The organism is Chryseobacterium sp. AG363, from assembly GCF_003610675.1.
Classification (GTDB): domain Bacteria; phylum Bacteroidota; class Bacteroidia; order Flavobacteriales; family Weeksellaceae; genus Chryseobacterium; species Chryseobacterium cucumeris.
Genome location: NZ_RAQF01000004.1, coordinates 347,664 through 367,584, shown reverse-complemented (window position 1 = coordinate 367,584; position 19,921 = coordinate 347,664). Strand labels below are relative to the sequence as shown.

Sequence of the window (19,921 nt, the reverse complement as noted above, 5' to 3'; positions counted from 1 at the left end):
AAATGTTCCGTCTTTCACCTCTTCTGAACTAGATCGCAGGGGAAAGCGTTTTCTAGTTTAATAATCTATCTTTTAAATTAAGATTATAAAGTTGAAGTTTCATTTTCAGTAGGCAAAAAACTATAAAATGAAAAAAATAAGAGTGGAATTTCTTCCACTCTTATCTTATTTGATGAAAAAAGTCTATGTGTAATACATGGTAGGACAACTTACCTTTTCTTCTAGGAATTTGAATATTTTTTACTAATAATCAATAATATAATACCACTAATAATTGCAATAAAAATATATTTATAATTAAAAAAACTATGAAATATCGTACTTCCTATTTCTAATTTTTGTATTTCTACATCTTTATAATTTTTAAATTCATCGTTATCAACCCAAATTTTTATTTTAGTTCCTTTTAAAATATTATCCTTGATATTATTCAAATAAGAACTGTCATTATCATTTCCTACATTTTCATATATATAAAATCTTTTACTGATTGATTTCAGTTCAATATACAGGTATAAAACATTTAAATTTGTTTCACCATATTTGAATTCACCTTTTTGTTTCTCTTTCTCAATATAAACATTTTGACTGCTATCAGTTATTATACTAATATTTTTAAACTTATAAATATTATAAAATATTAAACTAATTGATCCTACAATTAAAAATGTTCCCAATGTAGAAATTTTATTTTTAAAAAGAAATTGCATCATTAGACTATCTCGCAAATTTAAGTTGATTACTAAAATTATTCACCTTTTGTTGCATAACTGGTTTAACATATTGATTAAACTGATCGTATAGTAATTCCGCTGTCCCAAATATTCCACCTACAACTGCACCTGCTGCAGAACCGTATCAAGGAAATATAGAACCTACTTCTGCTCCAACTACTATCGAGGTCCCTACGCCTACAGATCTATATGATAAACGCTGACCACTTATATCTCCATTTGAATATTCCATTACATTTGATGTTGTTTCTAATACCGGGAATGCTTTACCTGCGGACTTACCAGTCAATTTTAATAGTTTTCCACCTCCTGGCATATCACCTACAACATCAATTACAGTTGCTACTTGTGCAGCTTTTTTCACTAACGGCTGTATATTCTTTGTTGTAGCTGCCTTTTTTTCACATTATTCTTAGATTTGGGATCATCTCCAGGACCATATGAAGCATGTGCTAAATGATTTAATCCTGCAACAACTCCCCCAATCACTGCACCTTGCCAGAAGTTTCCTCCAGCAAATTCAGCTCCAATACCTCCTGAAAGAGATCCTAAAACTAAAGTTCCTATTACTCTAGCGGTACCCGTTTTTACAATCTCTCCAAAAGGCGGCAGCTCCTAAGCTACCAAAGAAGCCTCCTGCTGCCCCACTTAAGAAAGTATTTCCTTGTACTATACTCAATATTCCTTGAGATATAGCATGAGTACCCGCCTGTACTACTGCCAAGCCAAATCCTCCTACAGCTTCTTTAATACTATTACCAAGAGCAGTTAACGTTGTCGCTGCTTGTCCAGCCACAGTAAACAAACTTCCTATCCCAAAAGTAACAGCTCCTGAAACAGCACCTGTAAAGGTTGCTTTAAAGGCTCCCAATAAATTCCACTGGTCAAAATTACCCGTTACTGCCAGACTTAATGTATAAGCAGCTAATCCTACAGCAGCACCAATAATTACAGCTTTTACAAGAGCAGCTACAGTAATAGCAGCTAATGTAAAAGGTTCCTCTCCAGTTGGATCATTAAACATGAGAGGATTATTCATCACATACCCATATTTATTATAATTCTGAGTATTGGTTGGATCCTGAATATTTTCATCTGCATTTAAGAATCTTCTTAGTAATGATCATATAATCTTCTATTCATATGAATAATTCCTACTTCTGCAAAATGTTCATGGCTGGTCATGAATTTTATCACTTGTATACAAAGATATTGGTACAAAACGACAGGACTTGTCGTAATAAAATTCAGGCGAATATAATTATAATTATTTAATCACTCCTTTAAAATAGTAAACAAAAAAGACCTTTTTCAAGGCCTTCTATATTTAAAATACTGCTATTCTTTATTTTTTTAGCTCATCAATTTCTTCCTGTATAGATTTGATCCTGTCTCTCAATTCCTGACTTATTTTCCCCGGAATCTTTTTGACTTTTCTTAAATCTAAGGCCAGCATAATAGAAGCAATTCCCATGAAGATAAAAGCAACACCGGTAAGGGTAACCAGTGAGAATCCTGTAAATACCGGATTAAATATCAGCAGTAGAGAAAAGATAATTCCTCCGACACTGGCAAGGGCAACATTTCCCCAGCTCATTATTCTCATACTTTTCAGGTCAAAGGCAAAACCTAATAGCTGAAAAGAACGGAACAGCAAGGTAAATCCGATTACAAACGGAAGTACCGCCATGGAAATCTGAGGATTTGCGATAAGATAAATTCCTATTGCAGTGGTTAATAATCCACTCACAAGAAACCAGCCCCAGCCCTGCAGGGATTTACTGTTTTGTAAAGAAAAGAATATCTCTGTAATTCCTGAAAATAAAAAGGAAACACTGAAAAAAATGGAAAGTGTAACATACGTTGCCAGTGGTACGCTGAATACGTAAAAACCACAGATAAGGAAAAGAATTCCAAAGATTAATGGAATATACCAATGTTTTACGGTATTGGTAAGGGTTTGAAATAAATTGGCCATAGGTGTCTTTTTTGATAATGCCTACTTTTTTATAACGGTTTTCGGCTTCTCCGCAGGTATTGCAAACAGATTGTAATTCTCACCTTAATTTGAAATATAACCTCTTACTAATATACGAAAAATAAGCGAAAATCTGAAGCATCTATCCTATGAAGAAACAAAAAAAGGTGAAAACCATTTGATTTTCACCTTTCCAAAACATGTTGAAATATGTTTTAATATTGTTACTTCGGTTTGTACAATTTGTACATTACGAACAAAAATCCAATCCATATAGGAATCAGAATCACCTGAATCTCCATTCCTGTAATGCTCATCAATCCTAAGATCAGGATTAAGAATGCAATACAGATATAGTTGGATATCGGGTAAAATATAGACGGGAATTTTGATTGAATTCCTTCTGCATTAATTGATTTTTTAAACTTTAAATGGGTGTAGCATATCATCAGCCAGTTGATGATCAGTGTGGATACTACTAAAGCCATCAGATATTCAAAAGCTTTTTCCGGAACTAATTTATTGATGATAATACAGATCCCTGCAAAGCATGAAGATATAATGATTGCATTGGTAGGCACTGAGTTTTTATTCAGTTTTTTGAGAAATTTTGGAGCATTTCCCTGCTGAGCCAATCCGAAAAGCATTCTACTGTTACTGTAAACACTACTGTTGTACACTGATAAAGCAGCTGTTAAAACAATCAGGTTAAGCACATTTGCGATCAATGTATTGAACTGAATGACTTTACCAAAAAGGCTGAATTCAAGACCATTCAGATTTTGAAATACCATTACAAACGGGCTTGATCCTTCCGTAATATCTCTCCAGGGACTTAATGAAAATAGAATAACCAAAGCTCCTACATAGAAAATAAGGATTCTGTAGATTACCTGGTTGGTTGCCTGTGGAATCGTTTTCTCTGGATTTTTTGCTTCTGCAGCTGTTATTCCGATAAGTTCAAGGCCTCCGAATGAGAACATGATCATTGCCATGGCTGCAAATAGTCCTGAATATCCGTTTTCTGTTTTGTTAAATAATCCTTTTGGAAAAAAACCTCCGTCATTCCACAGATTGGTAATTGTCGCTTTTTCTCCTCCTGTACCACTTATCAAAAGATAGACTCCGAAAATAATCATGGCAATAATAGCCACCACTTTGATAATGGAAAACCAGAATTCTGTTTCTCCGTAAACCTTTACAGAAGCCAGGTTAAGTGCATTAATGACTATAAAGAAGAATAAACTGGAAACCCAGAGTGGTATTTCCGGCCACCAAAAATGAATATAATGTCCAATAGCGGTAAGTTCCGCCATACTTACCAGAATATAGAGAATCCAGTAATTCCAGCCGGAAGCAAATCCTGGAAAATTCCCCCAATATTTGTAGGCGAAGTAGCTAAAACTTCCCGAAACAGGTTCCTGAACTACCATTTCACCCAGCTGACGCATAATAAAAAAGGCAATAATTCCTGCCAAAGCATAGCCTAAGATTACAGAGGGTCCTGCCAGTACCGCAGCGGGTCCAATTCCCAGAAACAACCCTGTTCCTATGGCACCACCAAGCGCAATTAATTGTATATGTCGATTTGTTAATCCTCTAACTAAAGTCTCGTTTTGTCCTGTTTTATTTTCGTTGCTCATTGAATGAATTATTCGGTCGCTAAATATATAAAAACTTTTCAGAGAAATTCACATTCCATGGGGTAAATTGAGAATCTGCTATTAAGCAGACAAGAAAAACCTTAACAATTTACTAAGGCTTTTTCTGCACATAAATAATAAAATCATTGATCTACTTCTGGAAGAGCTTTTAAATCAGTATCAATTGTTTAGTTTGTTGGTACTGCATAAATGATATTTTCTGAATTGTTATCTTAGTTTGAAAGTACTTTTCTATTAGCTTCTTCTGTTTAACAGAAGTTAATGAGATGCTAACTTACCGCTAAAAACAACTACTTAACGAACATATGCTGTAGGTATTTTTCCACAGCATTGTAATGATGTTATGACTTTAAAGAGATGGTATTAATGAATTTCACTGTAGATCTCCAGCAGTTCAACCAAATTGGTAATTTTTAATTTATGATAAACCCTTCTTTTATAAGTTCCTACGGTAGACTCCTCAATGTCAAGAGCATTTGCAATCTCAAGGTTTCCATTTCCTTTTGCCAGAAGATTAAAAACCTGCAGCTCTCTCTCGGATAGATTTTCAATTGCTTTTCGCTTTTTATTTCCTTTGAGCAATTCATTCATGATCTCCGGTGTGTAATAATGGCCGTCTTTGAAAAGAGCTTCCACCACTTTGACAAAATTTTTGGGATCACTCTGCTTATTCAGAAATCCATTGGCTCCTTCTTCAATGTATTGCAGTGCAATATTTTCTTTGTAAGAAGTGAATATGAGGATAAGAGTATCCTCAGAGATTCCTTTGATCTCTTTGACCATTGATTTGAAAAGACTTCCCGGAAGTTCAATATCAAGAATGACCAGATCATATTTTTCGGATTCAATTTTCTGTTTTGCTTCGCTATAAGTTTCTGCAAAATCAACTTCAAGGTGAGTAAAGTTCTTCTCCAGAATCATAGCTGTTCCGATTCTTACCACATGATGGTCATCTGCAATGAGTATTTTTTTTGTCATATTTTAATAAGGATTTTAATGAGGGTTCCATGCGGAGTATTTTGATGAAAAGTCATTTCGGAATTCATCTTTATGAGCAGCTGAACAACCATATGAAGACCTAAACCATAATTTTTAAAAATCATATGCTCATTCTCTTTTTTCTTAAATAACCCGGAATAATACATCATCTGTTCATCGGACATTCCGGTACCGGTATCAGCAATATGGATTTCTACATATGATCCTGTAAAAGCTGATGTGATGGTAATTTCTCCATTTGAAGTATTCTTTACTGCATTATCTATGATGTTGTGGAAAACTGCGAGGAGAACATTCTTATTAAGTTTAATCTTAAGTTGATGGTCACAAAAATTGTAGATAAATGTATTTTTCTGAGCTGCAATTTCTTCGAATAATAATCTTTTGGTTTCAATAAGATCATAAATGGAATACTCTTCTTCCGCACTATTTTGTTGTTTGTATAATTCTGTATATTCTTTAAGACTCAATGTAAATTTATACAGCTGTTCTGAAGTTTTATAAATGCTGTCAAAATATTTTTTCTGAGTTTTGGGATCTTCAGACTGATTGAGTTCCTGTGAAAGAAGGGCAATAAATTTTACAGGGGTGGTAATGTCATGGCTGATGCTTTCGACCAGCTTTTTTTGATAATCGGATTCATTTTTCAGTTTATTATTAGTTTCAAGCAGTTCTTTATCTTTATGATCAAGGGTATTTTTCAGGACTTTATTTTTTAGTCTTAAAAAATTTGTCCTCATCTGAACAATCACCAGAATAATAAAAATGATACTCCCTGTAATCAGGATTTTAAAGAATAAAGTTTGATAGAAATAGGCTTCCACTTCTACAGGGAATGTTTTATAAACGAATTTCCCGGTTTCGGAAGATAAAAATCTAACGAGAAGATTATAAGTACCAGGTTCAATAGTAGCTATCCGGAATGTTTTATCATTTTTGATATTTACCCATGAACTGTCTTCAGTATCAAGTTTAGCCTGTAAATAGACATTTTCCAGATCTGAATAGTAAGGAATGTCTATATAAACTTCTGCGTTTTTATAACCGCATTCAAGAAACAGACTATTTTTCAGCTGAATCATCTTCCCTTTTACTCTTGCCCTTTCCAGATAAAAATCCTCACTTCCGGGATAATAGGTTTTGATATTTTCAGGATAAAAAAACACAAAACCTTCCATGGAAGGAAATACAAGCTGCCCATCTTTCAGCTCATGAGCAGAGGGATTCGCACTTCCGTTGAACTCATTATTCGACAGTCCCTGCTTTTTGGTATAACGGTAATAAGTAATGTCTCCTTTCGGAGTTTTCATGTGTTGCAAAAGAATATTTTTATTGACTTTAAATAACCCATTATTGGAAGAAATCCATAAATTGGAATTCCTATCCTCCATCAAAGAGTGAGCATTCGCCAGAAAATCATTTTTATCGGATGGAACTCTGACCGCTTTTTGATCTTTTATCAAGTAAAGTCCTCTGTTGTATGTCGTAAACCAGATATTCCCATCTTTGGTCCGGATGATTTGTTTTACAGGAAGGCCTTTCCCAATCAGTTTCTCTGTTTTATTTCCGATAAGAGAATAAACATAGATTCCGCCGCTGCTTCCCAGGTAAAGCAGATCTTTGTTATATCTTAAAACAGAATCAATATTATCTTTACAAGGAATAATTCGTTCGATTTCTTTAAAACGATCCTGCTTAAACAGATAGAGATAAGATTCTTTTCCACTGACCAGTGATGCCATATACAGCCCTCCACTTTTATACAGGCCATCAATTTCCTTATTTTGAAAAGAAATGGAATCGTACTTTGTAAATCCTGTATTCTTATACCTTATATGAATGGTATTATTCTCCCGATAAATCAGATTTCCGGTGTTATCCTGCAAAATGTAGCGCTTATCATAAGATTGAGAAGCCGGAAATATTCTTTCTGAAGTATTGGAATAGTATCTGATCCCTTCCTGAGTCAGAACGGAATTACCACCATAAGAAATCCCTGCATAACAGACCTCATCCTGATACGGTAATTTTTTCCTGGAAACAGAGAAATCGGACAGACTTAAGATTTTAAGACCATTAATAGAACTCCCGAGGTATAATTTGTTCATTGCTTCATCATAAAACATCGCTCCGGAAATTTCTTTATCAATATCCTTATAATCCAACAGGTAAGTAAGCTTTAACTTTTTATCTAAAAACTCACTTCTGTATATTTTACCATGACTGATTATGAATACCTGTCCGGTGATCTGCTGCCAATAGATTTTAGTATCAGCATCAGTATACATTAACGGAGTACTGATATAGGAATATTTTCCTTGATACAACTGAAGTATTTTTTTATTCTCAGCATCAGCAACAAAAACGTAATCTCCATGAATGAATAACCTTCTTAGTTTACTACGGGGAAAATTCAGATTAATTTTCTTACTTTTCTTACTTTTCTTATCAACATAAGTAATTCCGTTATCTTCAAAATAGTAAGAGCCACTTTTCATCCTGATAAAATAAGAATCGACGTAAGAAATAAATCTTACAGTAAAATTATTTTTAACAAGTTGTTTATAGACTTTCTGATTGGCTGTTCCCCCAGGCTTAGTAATCTGAACGGATGATACTGCCATCGGTTTTCTTTGAGAAACCAGAAGAAGATCTTTTTCGGAAGCATTAAAAACGGCAATACTATCCTTTTTTATATTTCCGAAAAAATCACCGAAGCTTAAATTTTTAAGTTTGAAATTATTATACTGAACAAAGTTGCTTCCATCATACCGTACAATTCTACCTTCCATAGAAAGCCAGATGAATCCATATTTATCTTTTACAATATCCTTGATACTGTTTTGAGGAAGGCCATTATCCGTGTTATACCATTGGGTAGTATAGTTTTGCCCGTTGACACTTAGAAAAAACAGAAATGAAATAAAGTAGAGAAGCTTCATTCAGTAGGGCAGCGTTATATTTAAGGCAAATATATTATAGAAAATTAAATTTATTGTAAACATTTATCCACAATTATGTGAATTTTTTTCTACATAATTAGATATGAATAATGTATTCATTATAATAAATTTGAAAAACCAAACATTTGTTCCCTCATCAATGTCATGGTCATCAGGCATACTGAAAACACAGTCTTTTTTGTTCACAAAAAAATGATCTCCTTCTGTCCGGGGAGATCATTATTCTATGATAGTTAATATGTAAGTAAAAGTGAAATTCTTATAGGCTATAAAAATTCTTTCGGAACAGAAATATTATTCTTTTTCATGTATTCCAAAAGGTTTTGGTATTTATCTTCATATTCATCATTTCCACACTTATGCGAAATACTACAGATGTCTGATGGCCTGATATCTAAAATATCGGATATTTTAGTCAGTATCTCCAGGTTGATCTTCACCTTGGAATTCTCAATATCGGAATATGCCTTTTGGGAAATGCCCATTTCAAAGGCCATGTACTCCTGCGTAAGATCTCTGCTCCTACGTATTTTCCTGATATTTTGTCCACATACTTTCATCGTTTTTGTTTTAGTAGTTTTCGGTATATTTTAGAAGATTAGCTATTAGCCTCTAACAAAGTTAATAAATACCTTTGGCAAAACATTACACACGTTACATGATATTTATTTTCGGCATAAAAAAGACTTAAAAATACGCCTTTTTTCAGAGAAAATATCACTTCGGTAAACACTATTGGAATTTATGGAGACGCAAAAATTTAATTATGACAATAATATTGTCAGAGCATTCCTCTATGCGACTATCGCATTCGGACTTGTAGGATTTCTGCTGGGGCTTACAGCTGCATTGATGCTTTTTTATCCTGAATTACCTGAATTTTTATTCGGTACGGATGATACAACTATTAAAAGCTTAGCTTCGGGTAATATTCAGGGGCTGATCAATACTCAGGGAGCCATGGGCTTCGGAAGAATCAGAATGCTTCATACCAGTGCGGTAATTTTTGCTTTCGTATGTAACTCTTTTTTCTGCGGTGCTTACTACAGTATGCAGAGACTTCTTAAAACCAGAATGTACAGTGATACCCTTTCATGGATTCACTTCTGGTCATGGCAGTTGATGATTGTGAGCGTTGTTATTACTTTCCTTATGGGAATCAATACTTCTAAAGAATATGCCGAACATGAATGGCCAATCGATATCTTAATTGCATTCTCATGGATCATTTTCGGAATCAATATGTTCGGAACTATTGCTAAGAGAAGAGTAAGACATTTATATGTGGCGATCTGGTTCTATCTGGCAACCTGGATTGCTGTGGCAATGCTTCACATCTTCAATAATCTTGAAGTTCCGTTATCTTTCACAAGCTGGAAATCTTATTCTGTATATGCAGGTGTAAAAGATGCATTAGTACAATGGTGGTATGGGCACAATGCGGTAGCATTCGTATTAACCACCCCTGTATTAGGTCTGATGTATTACTTTATGCCAAAAGCAGCTCAACGACCGGTCTTCTCATACAAATTATCCATTATTCACTTCTGGTCGCTGATCTTCGTATATCTTTGGGCCGGGCCTCACCACCTGCAATATACAGCTTTACCGGCATGGGCTCAGGCGGTAGGAACAGGATTCTCTATCATGCTGATAGCTCCATCATGGGGAGGAATGCTGAATGGTCTTCTAACATTAAGAGGAGCCTGGGATAAAGTAAGAGAAAATCCGATTCTTAAATTCTTTGTAGTAGCAGTTACATGTTATGGTATGGCTACTTTCGAAGGACCTTTATTAGCAACAAAATCATTAAATAAAATAGGTCACTATACCGACTGGGTTATCGGCCACGTACACTTAGGAGCTCTTGGATGGAATGGTTTCATGGCATTCGGAGTGGTATATTATCTGGTTCCGATCATGTGGAGAACATCCCTTTGGTCTAAAAAATTAGCCAACTGGCACTTCTGGTTAGGAACTTTAGGGATCATCTTCTATGCAGTACCTATGTATATTTCAGGATTTACACAGGGATTAATGTGGAAGCAATTCAATCCGGACGGAACTTTATTATGGAAAAACTGGCTGGATACAGTAACTGCAATTATTCCATACTTTAAAATGAGATTCCTTGGAGGTGTTCTTTATTTATCTGGGGCAATTTTAATGGTAGTTAATGTTATCAAAACAATTAAAGCTGGTTCATTCCAGAAAAACGTTCCTGCAGAAGCACCGGCATTAGCCAACATTGGAAGCACAAGAAAAGAAGGCGAAGGCGTACACCTTTGGTTGGAAAGAACGCCTACTCTCCTTTCTGTATTAGCTTTCATCACTATAGCAATTGGTGGATTGGTGGAAATTGTTCCTACCCTGTCACTGAAGCAGAGTGTTCCGACAATTACCGCAGTAAAACCTTATACACCATTAGAACTGGAAGGAAGAGATTTATATATCCGCGAGGGATGTAACTCATGCCACTCACAAATGATCAGACCGTTCCGTGATGAGGTTGTAAGATTTGAAGGAAAAAACGGACAGTATTCCAAAGCGGGAGAATTCGTATACGACAGACCATTCTTATGGGGATCTAAAAGAACAGGACCGGATCTTCACAGAGAAGGAGGAAGAAACCCGGATTCATGGCACTTCAAACATATGTATAACCCAAGAATTACTTCTGCAGGTTCTATTATGCCTCGTTTCCCATGGTTAATCACCAATAAGCTGGACAAAACCCAAATGGTGGACAAAATGAAACTGATGAAAAATGCCTTCGGTGTCCCTTATACAAAAGCTCAGATTGATTCTGCTAACCAATGGGCAGATAACCAGTCAAAAGCAATTGTACAGAGAATTTACGCTGAAGCAACAGACGTAAAAGATCAGATGGTAAAAGAAAAAACAGCAAAAGGTTCTGCCTATGTACCACTTGAACAAAGAGAAATTGTGGCAATGATTGCTTACCTGCAAAGATTAGGTACAGACATTAAAACAACACAGGTACAAACCGCAAGCGTAGAGTAACATTTAAAATTAAACTGCAATGAAAACGAGAACCCCCATTTCAATATATATCGCAACTACGATAGGTTTAACGATCATGGCCTTTGAAATGTTCGCCGGAGATTCAGGATATTTTTCTTCTCCTTTTTTCTGGGCGCTGATATTAATTGCCACTATCCTATTGCTGATTATGAACTCTATTAGAGACCTGGTAGAAAATGAAAGTTTCAACAGATTATCCGAGGAAGAAAAGAAACAATATCTGGAAGAAAAGAAAGTTCCTTATTACCAGAAATTATGGAATTCAGCCTTCAAAAAACAAACCGCTACGGAAGAAAAAGATATTCTTATCGACCATGGTTTTGATGGCATTACAGAACTTGACAACTCCCTTCCGAAATGGTGGATCGGTCTGTTCTGGTTCGGATGTATTTTCTGTGCCGTGTACCTGTTTGCTTTTTCTTTCACAGATTATGCTCATCCGGAAGCAGAATACACCAAAGAGACAAAAACGATGTTAGCTTCCATTGCTGAGTATGAGAAAACTGCACCTCAAATCAATCTGGAATCTGCGAAATACAGTGCTGATAATATTGCAGAAGGACAAGAATTGTTTAAAACAAATTGCGTTACCTGCCACGGTGACGGAGGAAAAGGTGGTATAGGTCCTAACCTTACCGATACCCACTGGATTAATATTAAAGAAAAAAGCTTATTTAAAAATGTATTCTGGATGCTTGAAAACGGCTCACCAAATAACCCTACCATGAGACCTTTCATCAAGGAAGGAACCATTACCGGAAGAGATGCTGAAAAGATTGCCGCTTATATTTATCACATCAACCAGGAAACTGCTCCTATCACTACAGCACAAGGCGGTGCCGCTCCTCAGGGGGAAGAAGTGAAATGGGAAAACGGAAACAACTAAATTATTATTATCTATCATATAAACCATGCCACGCCCCCTTCAACACTACTAACATTTGAATTTCATTTTTGCTAACTAACCTTTTCAACATTAAAAAAATGATAAAAGGGGGCGTTTTTTACAAATAACAATCCTAACTTTGGCTGTCTTACTCAACTATTCACTTGACAACTACAAACTAGAAATTCCATAAAAAGACAGCCAAGGCAGGATTTTTGCATTCGCAAAAGGGTACCACAACAAAGACCAAATAAAATAGTATTATTATCTTTGTTAGAAACCTCATCGCATTTGAAACTGAAAATCAACACCACCAAACTTTTAAGGCGTATTGCAATAACCTTTATTTCAATATTGGTTCTTCTTACCCTGTTGATCCTAAGCTTAAGGCTTCCTGCCGTCCAAAATTTCATCAAAGACAAGCTCATTGTTTATCTGGAGAAAAAAATCAAAACTCCTGTAAGCCTTGAAAGGGTTTACATAGGATTTCCCAACAGCCTTGTCATGGAAAACCTCTACCTCAAAGGACAGGATGTAGACACTCTTCTGGCCGTCAAAAAGCTGGATGTAGGACTGCACATGATGAAGCTTCTTAATTCTACAGCAGATATTACTTCAGTCAATATGGAAGGTGCACGTGCTAATGTAGTACGGAAACCGGATGGGAAATTCAATTTTGATTATATCATTGATGCTTTTGCGTCCAGCGATAAGGAAGAAAGTCCTTCTAAGCCATTTATCATTTCTCTTGATAAAATCAATTTAAAAGATGTTGGGGTAACATTTAACGACCAGCAATCTAAGAATGATATTCAACTTTATTTTAAATCGTTTGATACCAGAGTCAAAACTTTTGATCTCAGCAAAAACAAATATGCCGTTAATGATATCAACCTTGACGGATTAAAATTAAAGTTAAAGCAGGGACTGGTAGAAGAAGTTGCAGAAAAGGTAGAGAAAAAAGTAGATTCTCTCAATGAAAAGAAGCCTATGAATATTGGCTTAAGAGGAATAAAACTTACTCATTTCGACATTGATTACGGTGATGAAAATACCAAAACATTTGCAAAAGTTATCTTCAAAGAACTGAGTACAAAGGTCAATAAACTGGATCTTGAAAACAATGCTTACAATGTAGCCAATGTATTCCTTTCCGGCGCAGATATTAATGCCAACCTTTATCTTCCGGCTCAGAATGCCAATCCTAAAACAACAAAAGAACCTGAAGTTTCCAAAACCTCTGATAAGGATAAAGCCATGAAACTTCTCTTAGGAAAACTTGTTTTGAACGATGTAAAAGTCAATTATAACAATACTGCCATTGCTCCAACTAAACAGGGAATGGACTTCAATCACCTCAATTTTTCAAAAATGAATATTGAGGTAAGAAGCTTCAAAATGGAGAACAACACCTTTGCAGGAACCGTGAATTCTGCAGAAATTAAAGAAGGCAGAGGACTGGATATCCAGAAATTCAATACGGATTTTGTGTACGCAGAAAAAGAAGCCTATCTCAAAGATCTTTATCTTCAAACTCCTAAAACGCTATTGCGTGATGAGGTTATTTTAAACTATAACTCCATTGATCAACTTAGCAAAAACTTAGGTGCAGTCAAGATTTCAGCCAATATTAAAGATTCAAAAATAGGGTTTTCTGACATTCTGAATCTGGCTCCGACTTTAAAAAATACGGTTCCGTTCAACAAATATCCGAACGCTATTCTCAATGTCAATGCAAATGTAAAAGGAAGTGTTAATGATCTTCTAATTCAGGATCTTAAGGTTTCCGGGCTTGATCAGCTGAGAGTAATGGCTTCCGGAAAAATCAAGAATGCGATGAATCCTGATCAGTTGTATTATGATTTGAGAATCGGGGAATTTTCTTCCAATGCCAAAACGATATTTAATCTTATCCCTAAAAATACAATTCCTTCCAATATTTCCCTTCCTTCCCATTTCAGCATTAAAGGAAATGCGAAAGGAACAACGAAAGTAGTGAATACAGATCTCAACCTCTACTCTACTTTGGGGAACGCTGCGATCATCGCACAGGTAGACATGCGAAGAAAAAATCATGAATTGTATGATGTAAAAGCCAATCTTCAGGGTATACAGGTTGGAAAAATTATTCAGAATAAAGATATTGGTCCTCTCACAGCCCAAATTGCTGCGAAAGGAGAAAGCTTTGATTTTAAAAATGCCAATGCAGACTTAAAAGGTCATGTTGCTTCCGCAGTTTACAAAGGATATCGTTATCAAAATATGAACCTTACCGGAAAGATCAAAAAAGGAGCTTATCATGTGATTGTGGATTCAAAAGACCCGAATGCCAGTTTACAATTGACCGCTTCGGGCGTTTATGATGAAAAAAATCCTACGGTAAAAGTGAATGGAGAAGTTATCAAACTGGATGTCAACAAACTTGGCTTCTACGAAAAACCGATGATTATTGCCGGAAAAATTGATGGAGATTTCACCAGCTTAGATCCCAATAATCTGAATGGATATTTAAACCTTCAAGATTTTGCTTTCTCAGATAACAAAGAGGTTTATCCCGTACAGGAAGTCAATCTGAAAGCTTCCTCTACTACAGATTCTACTCAGATTATTTTCAATTCTCAGATTGCAGATGTGGAGTTGAAAGGTAAATATAAATTGACTCAGATTTTTGGTGCTTTAACGAAAACCGTGAATCAGTATTACCAGTTCCAGAAACCGGATAAAAAACAGAAGATTGATCCTGGGCAACATTTTACTTTTACAGCAAAAATTAAAAATGATGATCTGATCAGAAAGTTTGTGCCGGATCTGAAAGATTTTGAAACCATCAATATTGTCGGGAATTATGATGCAGATTCTCAGAAAATTGAAATTGACGGACAAATTCCACGATTATTATATGGTGAAAATACCATTGAAAAAGGGGCTTTAAAAGTAACGAATGAAAATCAGGCATTACAATACAGCCTGAATGTTGCTGCCTTGAAAAGCTCAAGTTTTTCTTTAAACAAAATCAATATTGACGGAGATGTTGCAGACAATACCATCCGATACAACGTCACCACAAAAGACGAAAAAGATGCTACCCAGTTCCTGATTGCAGGAAGTGCAAAATCGTTGAATGATATTACTGAAATATCTCTGAACCCGAACGGATTGAAACTGAATTATACAGATTGGAATGTTGCAGAGAATAATAAAATCCAGGTCAGCAACAAAGGTATTCTGGCAGATAACTTCATTCTCTCCAATGGAAACAGCCAAATTGCGGTTCAGTCTGAAAGCAGTAATCCAAGCAGTCCTTTGAATATTTCGTTGAAAGATTTTAAAATCGAAACCATTACGGAACTGATTAAAAAAGATACGGTTCTGGCAAGAGGAACCATTAACGGAACAGCGCAGCTTCGTGATGTTACTAGAAATATGACATTCACTTCCGACCTGAATATTTCGGACTTAATTGTGTATGGAAGTCCTGTCGGAAATCTTGCGGTAAAAGTGAATAATGCCTCACCGAAGATTTTAAATGCAGATATTGCTCTTTCCGGAAATAACAATGACGTAAAAATCCTTGGAGATTACAATACTTCGTCCAGTACTTTCGACCTGAATATGGCGATCAACCAGCTTCAGATGAAGAGTATCCAAGGGTTTTCTATGAATGCCATTACCAATACGGAAGGTTATCTTTCAGGAAACTTAAAGATCACCGGAACTACAGATAAACCAAATATTTTAGGAAAAGTAAAATTCAATGATGCAGGGTTGGAAATTGCCAAAACAGGAAGTGATTTCAGACATCTGAGTGATGAAATAGATTTTACCAGCCGTGGAATTGAGTTTGATCAATTCAAGGTCAAAGATAAAGACGGAAATGCTCTTGTTGTGGACGGGCAGGTTCTTACCCAAACGTACAGAGATTTCGCTTTTAATCTGGATGTAAATGCCAAAGACTTTAAAGTTGTCAATTCAGAAAAGACCAATGACGCGATGATGTATGGTATTCTGGCTATTGATGCCGGCCTTCATATCCGTGGAAATCTGGATCTCCCTAAAGTAGACGGAAAACTGAATGTGGCAGACAACACAGACTTCACGTTCGTACTTCCTCAATCTTCCCCATCTTTACAGGAAAGAGATGGAATTGTAGAATTTGTGGATCAGGATCAGGTAGTTTTAAATAAAACAATTAAAGCAGATTCTCTTGACTCCAAAAGCCGCATCAAAGGAATGGATGTGAATGTCAACATTGAAGTCAGCAGAGAAGCCAAACTTTCTATTATTATTGATAAAGTAAACGGTGATTTTGTCAAACTTCAGGGAGAAGCAGAATTGACCGGTGGAATTGATCCTTCAGGAAAAATGACATTAGTAGGCGTTTATGAAGTTGAAAAAGGAAGCTACGATCTTTCTGTAAGTTTGCTTAAACGTAAATTCGATATTCAGAAAGGCAGTACGATCACCTGGACTGGTGAGCCAACGATGGCCCAAATGGATATTACAGCAGTTTATAAAACGGAAGCAGCACCTATTGATCTTGTAGAACAACAGGTGGGCACAGAAAATGGCGGAACTTCTCTCATGAATCAATTTAAACAGAGAATACCATTCAATGCTTTATTGAAAATGAAAGGAGAGCTTCTGAAACCTCAGCTTACGTTTGACATTACTACGGAAGAAAAGAATAATTCCGTATCCACGAATGTAAAAGATGTTGTCGATCAGAAACTTGCCCAGCTCAGAACCCAGGAGTCTGAAATGAACAAACAGGTATTTGCCTTATTGCTTCTGAACCGTTTTATCGGGGAAAATCCATTTGAAAGCGGTGCCGGAATGTCTGCGGAGACTATGGCAAGACAGAGTGTAAGTAAAATTCTTTCTCAACAGCTGAATAACCTTGCTTCCGGACTGATTAAAGGAGTAGATCTTAACTTCGGTCTTGATTCTACGGAAGATTATTCCACTGGAGAGAAAAATACCAGAACCGATCTGAATGTAGATATCAGCAAAAAATTATTGAACGATCGCCTGAAAGTGACGGTAGGAAGTAATTTCGGACTGGAAGGCCAGGCTCGTCAGAATGAAAACATGACGAATATTGCAGGGAATGTTTCTGTAGATTACAGCCTTTCCAAAGACGGAAGGTATATGCTTCGTGCTTACCGTAAAGATGAATATCAGGTAGCTCTTCAAGGACAGATCATAGAGACCGGAGTAGGATTCATTATTACATTGGATTATGACAAGTTCCGGGAGATTTTCCAGAAATCAAAAGAGAAAAAGCCGAAAAAAAATCAAAATAACCAAGTGGTAGAATTTAAATAATGAGTAAGAAGTTCCATATATATTGTAAGTATCTGTTGGTTTCCGGAATGGCATCCACGATAGTCTCGTGCAGCAACACCAGGTTTTTGAAAGAAGGCCAGATGCTGTACACAGGCGCCAAAGTAAAGATTGAAAACGACACGATTTCCAAAAAAGAAAAAAAAGATCTTCAGACGGCGCTGGAAGAGAGCCTTACGCCAAAACCCAATTCTACATTTTTGGGGATGCGTCCCAAGCTGTATTTTTATAATATCGCTAAAGAGCCGAAAAAGGATAAAGGTTTTAATTACTGGCTTAAATATAAAATAGGTGAAAAGCCTGTATTGTTAGGTGATGTAGACCGTGAGTTCAATAAAGATATCATTGTCAATTATTCTGAAAACAAAGGGTATTTCAATGCTAAAGCTTCTTATGATACGGTTTCAAAAAATAAAAAAGCTCAGGTTATTTATACCTTAAGACCAGGTTCCAGATATCTGATTGACGGGGTAAAGTTCCAGAAAGATTCTACATTGGTGAACCAGGAAATTCAGGGTCTAACAAAAAGAACGTTACTTAAAAACGGAAGACCATTTGATCTTGATGTCATCAAAGCAGAAAGAGAAAGAATTGATAATGGTTTAAAGGAAAGAGGTTTTTATTACTTCCATCCTGATAATATTATCGTGCAGGCAGACAGTACAGTAAGCAAAGATCATAAGGTAGAGCTTAACGTAAAACTGAAAGACAATACTCCGGATTTAGCAACGCAGCAATTCAGCATTAATAACGTTATTGTATTTCCTAATTATAATATCCAGGATGTAAAAGAGGGAAAATACAGTATCCCAATGGATAAAGATTCTCTTTCCAAATATGCTTTTGATGATATTTACGTTATTGATCCTCAGCATAAATTCAAACCGAAAATTTTTGACAGAGCATTATATTTCAAAAAAGGTGATCTGTACAACCGTTCCAATCACAATCTTACGCTAAACCGACTGATCAGCCTTGGTGTTTTCAAGTTTGTAAAAAATGAATTCATTGTATCAGATTCGTTAAGTCATAAGTTTGATGCGTATTATTTATTAACGCCAAGACAAATCCAGTCGCTTCGTCTGGAAGCATTGGGAAGAACCAATTCTGCCAACTATGCAGGTAGTGAGCTGAATCTGAACTGGACCCACCGAAACTTCTTCAGAGGCGCAGAACAATTCAAAGCAGCGATCTTCGGAGCTTTTGATTTCCAGATGGGAGGTGCTCAGGATGCCAATAATATTTTCCGTGCTGGAGCGAATGCACAACTTTCCATTCCAAGAATTGTGGCACCTTTCCGTTTTCATTCTTCAAGTGAGTTTGTTCCGAGAACGAATATTACTTTGGGCTATGAATTCCAGAACAGAACAAAATATTATACCTTAAATAACTTCACCGGATCATTCGGATATCTATGGAAAGAAAATGCGAGAAAAGAACATGATCTGAAAGTGATTGATATTACATTGGTATCTCCGGCAAATGTTACCGATGAATATAAAGTTAAATCTTCCAAAAATCCAGCTATGCAGCGAATTGTTGATAAACAGCTAATTTTTGGACCAACGTATTCTTATACCTATACCAATACCATGCTGCCAAAGACCAATACCATTTATTATAAAGGGACGCTTGATCTTGCAGGAAATATTACAGGTTTGGTAACAGGAGCAGATGTAAAAAAAGATAAGGAAAAGAAAATATTTGGTATTCCTTTCAGCCAGTATGTAAAGATGGAAAATGATTTCAGATTCTATCATAAGTTCACTGAAAAATCTTCATTGGCTACAAGATTTATCGGAGGAATCGCCTATCCATACGGAAATTCAGAATTTGTTCCTTTCTCTAAACAATTTTTCTCAGGAGGAAGCAACAGTATCAGAGCATTCCGCGCAAGAACATTAGGCCCGGGAAGTTTTGATCCGAGAACTCTGGAGCCTGGTACTTATTTTGACCAGTCTGGAGATATCAAATTGGAATTAAATGCTGAGTACAGAGCCAATCTTTATAAATTTTTAAATGCTGCCGTTTTTGTAGACGCCGGAAATATCTGGCTGCTTCACGATGACAAAGACAGACCGGGCGCTAAATTTTCAAAAGACTTTTTAAATGAAATTGCGGTGGGTGCCGGAGTAGGTCTGAGACTGGATTTTTCAATCCTGATTCTAAGACTGGATCTTGCAATGCCACTGAGAGTTCCTTACTATCAGAAAGGAGACAGATGGGCCTTCGATAAAATCAATTTCGGAGACTCAAGCTGGAGAAAAGATAATCTTGTTTTAAATATTGCCATCGGATATCCATTTTAA

12 protein-coding genes are annotated in these 19,921 nt (G+C 36.0%); 4 read left to right on the top strand and 8 right to left on the bottom strand.

What is annotated here, in order from left to right; genetic code table 11:
• Nucleotides 1-221 precede the first annotated feature (221 nt).
• The 8 genes from DEU39_RS17950 to DEU39_RS17915 all read right to left on the bottom strand — a co-directional run bounded on the left by DEU39_RS17950 (nucleotide 222) and on the right by DEU39_RS17915 (nucleotide 8,898).
• Nucleotides 222-713 carry a hypothetical protein gene (locus tag DEU39_RS17950; RefSeq protein ID WP_062672529.1) on the bottom strand — a complete coding sequence of 164 codons (492 nt, stop codon included), beginning with the start codon at nucleotides 711-713 and terminating at the stop codon, nucleotides 222-224.
• 145 nt (nucleotides 714-858) lie between these two features.
• Nucleotides 859-1,098: a hypothetical protein gene (locus tag DEU39_RS17945; protein ID WP_120232856.1), complete on the bottom strand. Its 240-nt coding sequence runs from the start codon at nucleotides 1,096-1,098 to the stop codon at nucleotides 859-861.
• A 207-nt stretch (nucleotides 1,099-1,305) separates the two neighbouring features.
• Entirely contained in the window at nucleotides 1,306-1,773 is a 468-nt protein-coding gene (locus DEU39_RS24470; RefSeq protein ID WP_183037439.1) for a hypothetical protein, read from the bottom strand.
• A 306-nt stretch (nucleotides 1,774-2,079) separates the two neighbouring features.
• Nucleotides 2,080-2,712 carry an HdeD family acid-resistance protein gene (locus tag DEU39_RS17935; RefSeq protein ID WP_062672539.1) on the bottom strand — a complete coding sequence of 211 codons (633 nt, stop codon included), beginning with the start codon at nucleotides 2,710-2,712 and terminating at the stop codon, nucleotides 2,080-2,082.
• A gap of 224 nt (nucleotides 2,713-2,936) precedes the next feature.
• Nucleotides 2,937-4,355 (bottom strand): amino acid permease, encoded by a 1,419-nt coding sequence (locus DEU39_RS17930; protein ID WP_034696101.1) that lies wholly within the window; start codon nucleotides 4,353-4,355, stop codon nucleotides 2,937-2,939.
• 384 nt (nucleotides 4,356-4,739) lie between these two features.
• Nucleotides 4,740-5,354, bottom strand: a complete 615-nt coding sequence (locus tag DEU39_RS17925; RefSeq protein WP_120232855.1) for a response regulator transcription factor — start codon at nucleotides 5,352-5,354, stop codon at nucleotides 4,740-4,742.
• Complete coding sequence (locus DEU39_RS17920) at nucleotides 5,351-8,317, bottom strand: sensor histidine kinase (RefSeq protein WP_120232854.1); 2,967 nt, start codon at nucleotides 8,315-8,317, stop codon at nucleotides 5,351-5,353. Before DEU39_RS17920 ends, DEU39_RS17925 begins: the two co-directional genes overlap by 4 nt.
• A 287-nt stretch (nucleotides 8,318-8,604) precedes the next feature.
• Entirely contained in the window at nucleotides 8,605-8,898 is a 294-nt protein-coding gene (locus DEU39_RS17915; RefSeq protein ID WP_062672554.1) for a helix-turn-helix domain-containing protein, read from the bottom strand.
• Nucleotides 8,899-9,082: 184 nt separating this feature from the next.
• On the opposite strand from DEU39_RS17915, the gene ccoN reads away from it, so the two are divergent.
• The 4 genes from ccoN (at nucleotide 9,083) to DEU39_RS17895 (ending at nucleotide 19,921) form a co-directional block, all read left to right on the top strand.
• Nucleotides 9,083-11,362 (top strand): cytochrome-c oxidase, cbb3-type subunit I, encoded by a 2,280-nt coding sequence (gene ccoN, locus DEU39_RS17910; protein ID WP_120232932.1) that lies wholly within the window; start codon nucleotides 9,083-9,085, stop codon nucleotides 11,360-11,362.
• Nucleotides 11,363-11,381: 19 nt separating this feature from the next.
• Nucleotides 11,382-12,269: a cbb3-type cytochrome c oxidase N-terminal domain-containing protein gene (locus tag DEU39_RS17905; protein ID WP_120232853.1), complete on the top strand. Its 888-nt coding sequence runs from the start codon at nucleotides 11,382-11,384 to the stop codon at nucleotides 12,267-12,269.
• 291 nt (nucleotides 12,270-12,560) lie between these two features.
• On the top strand, nucleotides 12,561-17,594 hold the full coding sequence (locus DEU39_RS17900) for a translocation/assembly module TamB (protein WP_120232852.1): 5,034 nt from the start codon (nucleotides 12,561-12,563) through the stop codon (nucleotides 17,592-17,594).
• Nucleotides 17,594-19,921: a BamA/TamA family outer membrane protein gene (locus DEU39_RS17895; protein WP_120232851.1), complete on the top strand. Its 2,328-nt coding sequence runs from the start codon at nucleotides 17,594-17,596 to the stop codon at nucleotides 19,919-19,921. Before DEU39_RS17900 ends, DEU39_RS17895 begins: the two co-directional genes overlap by 1 nt.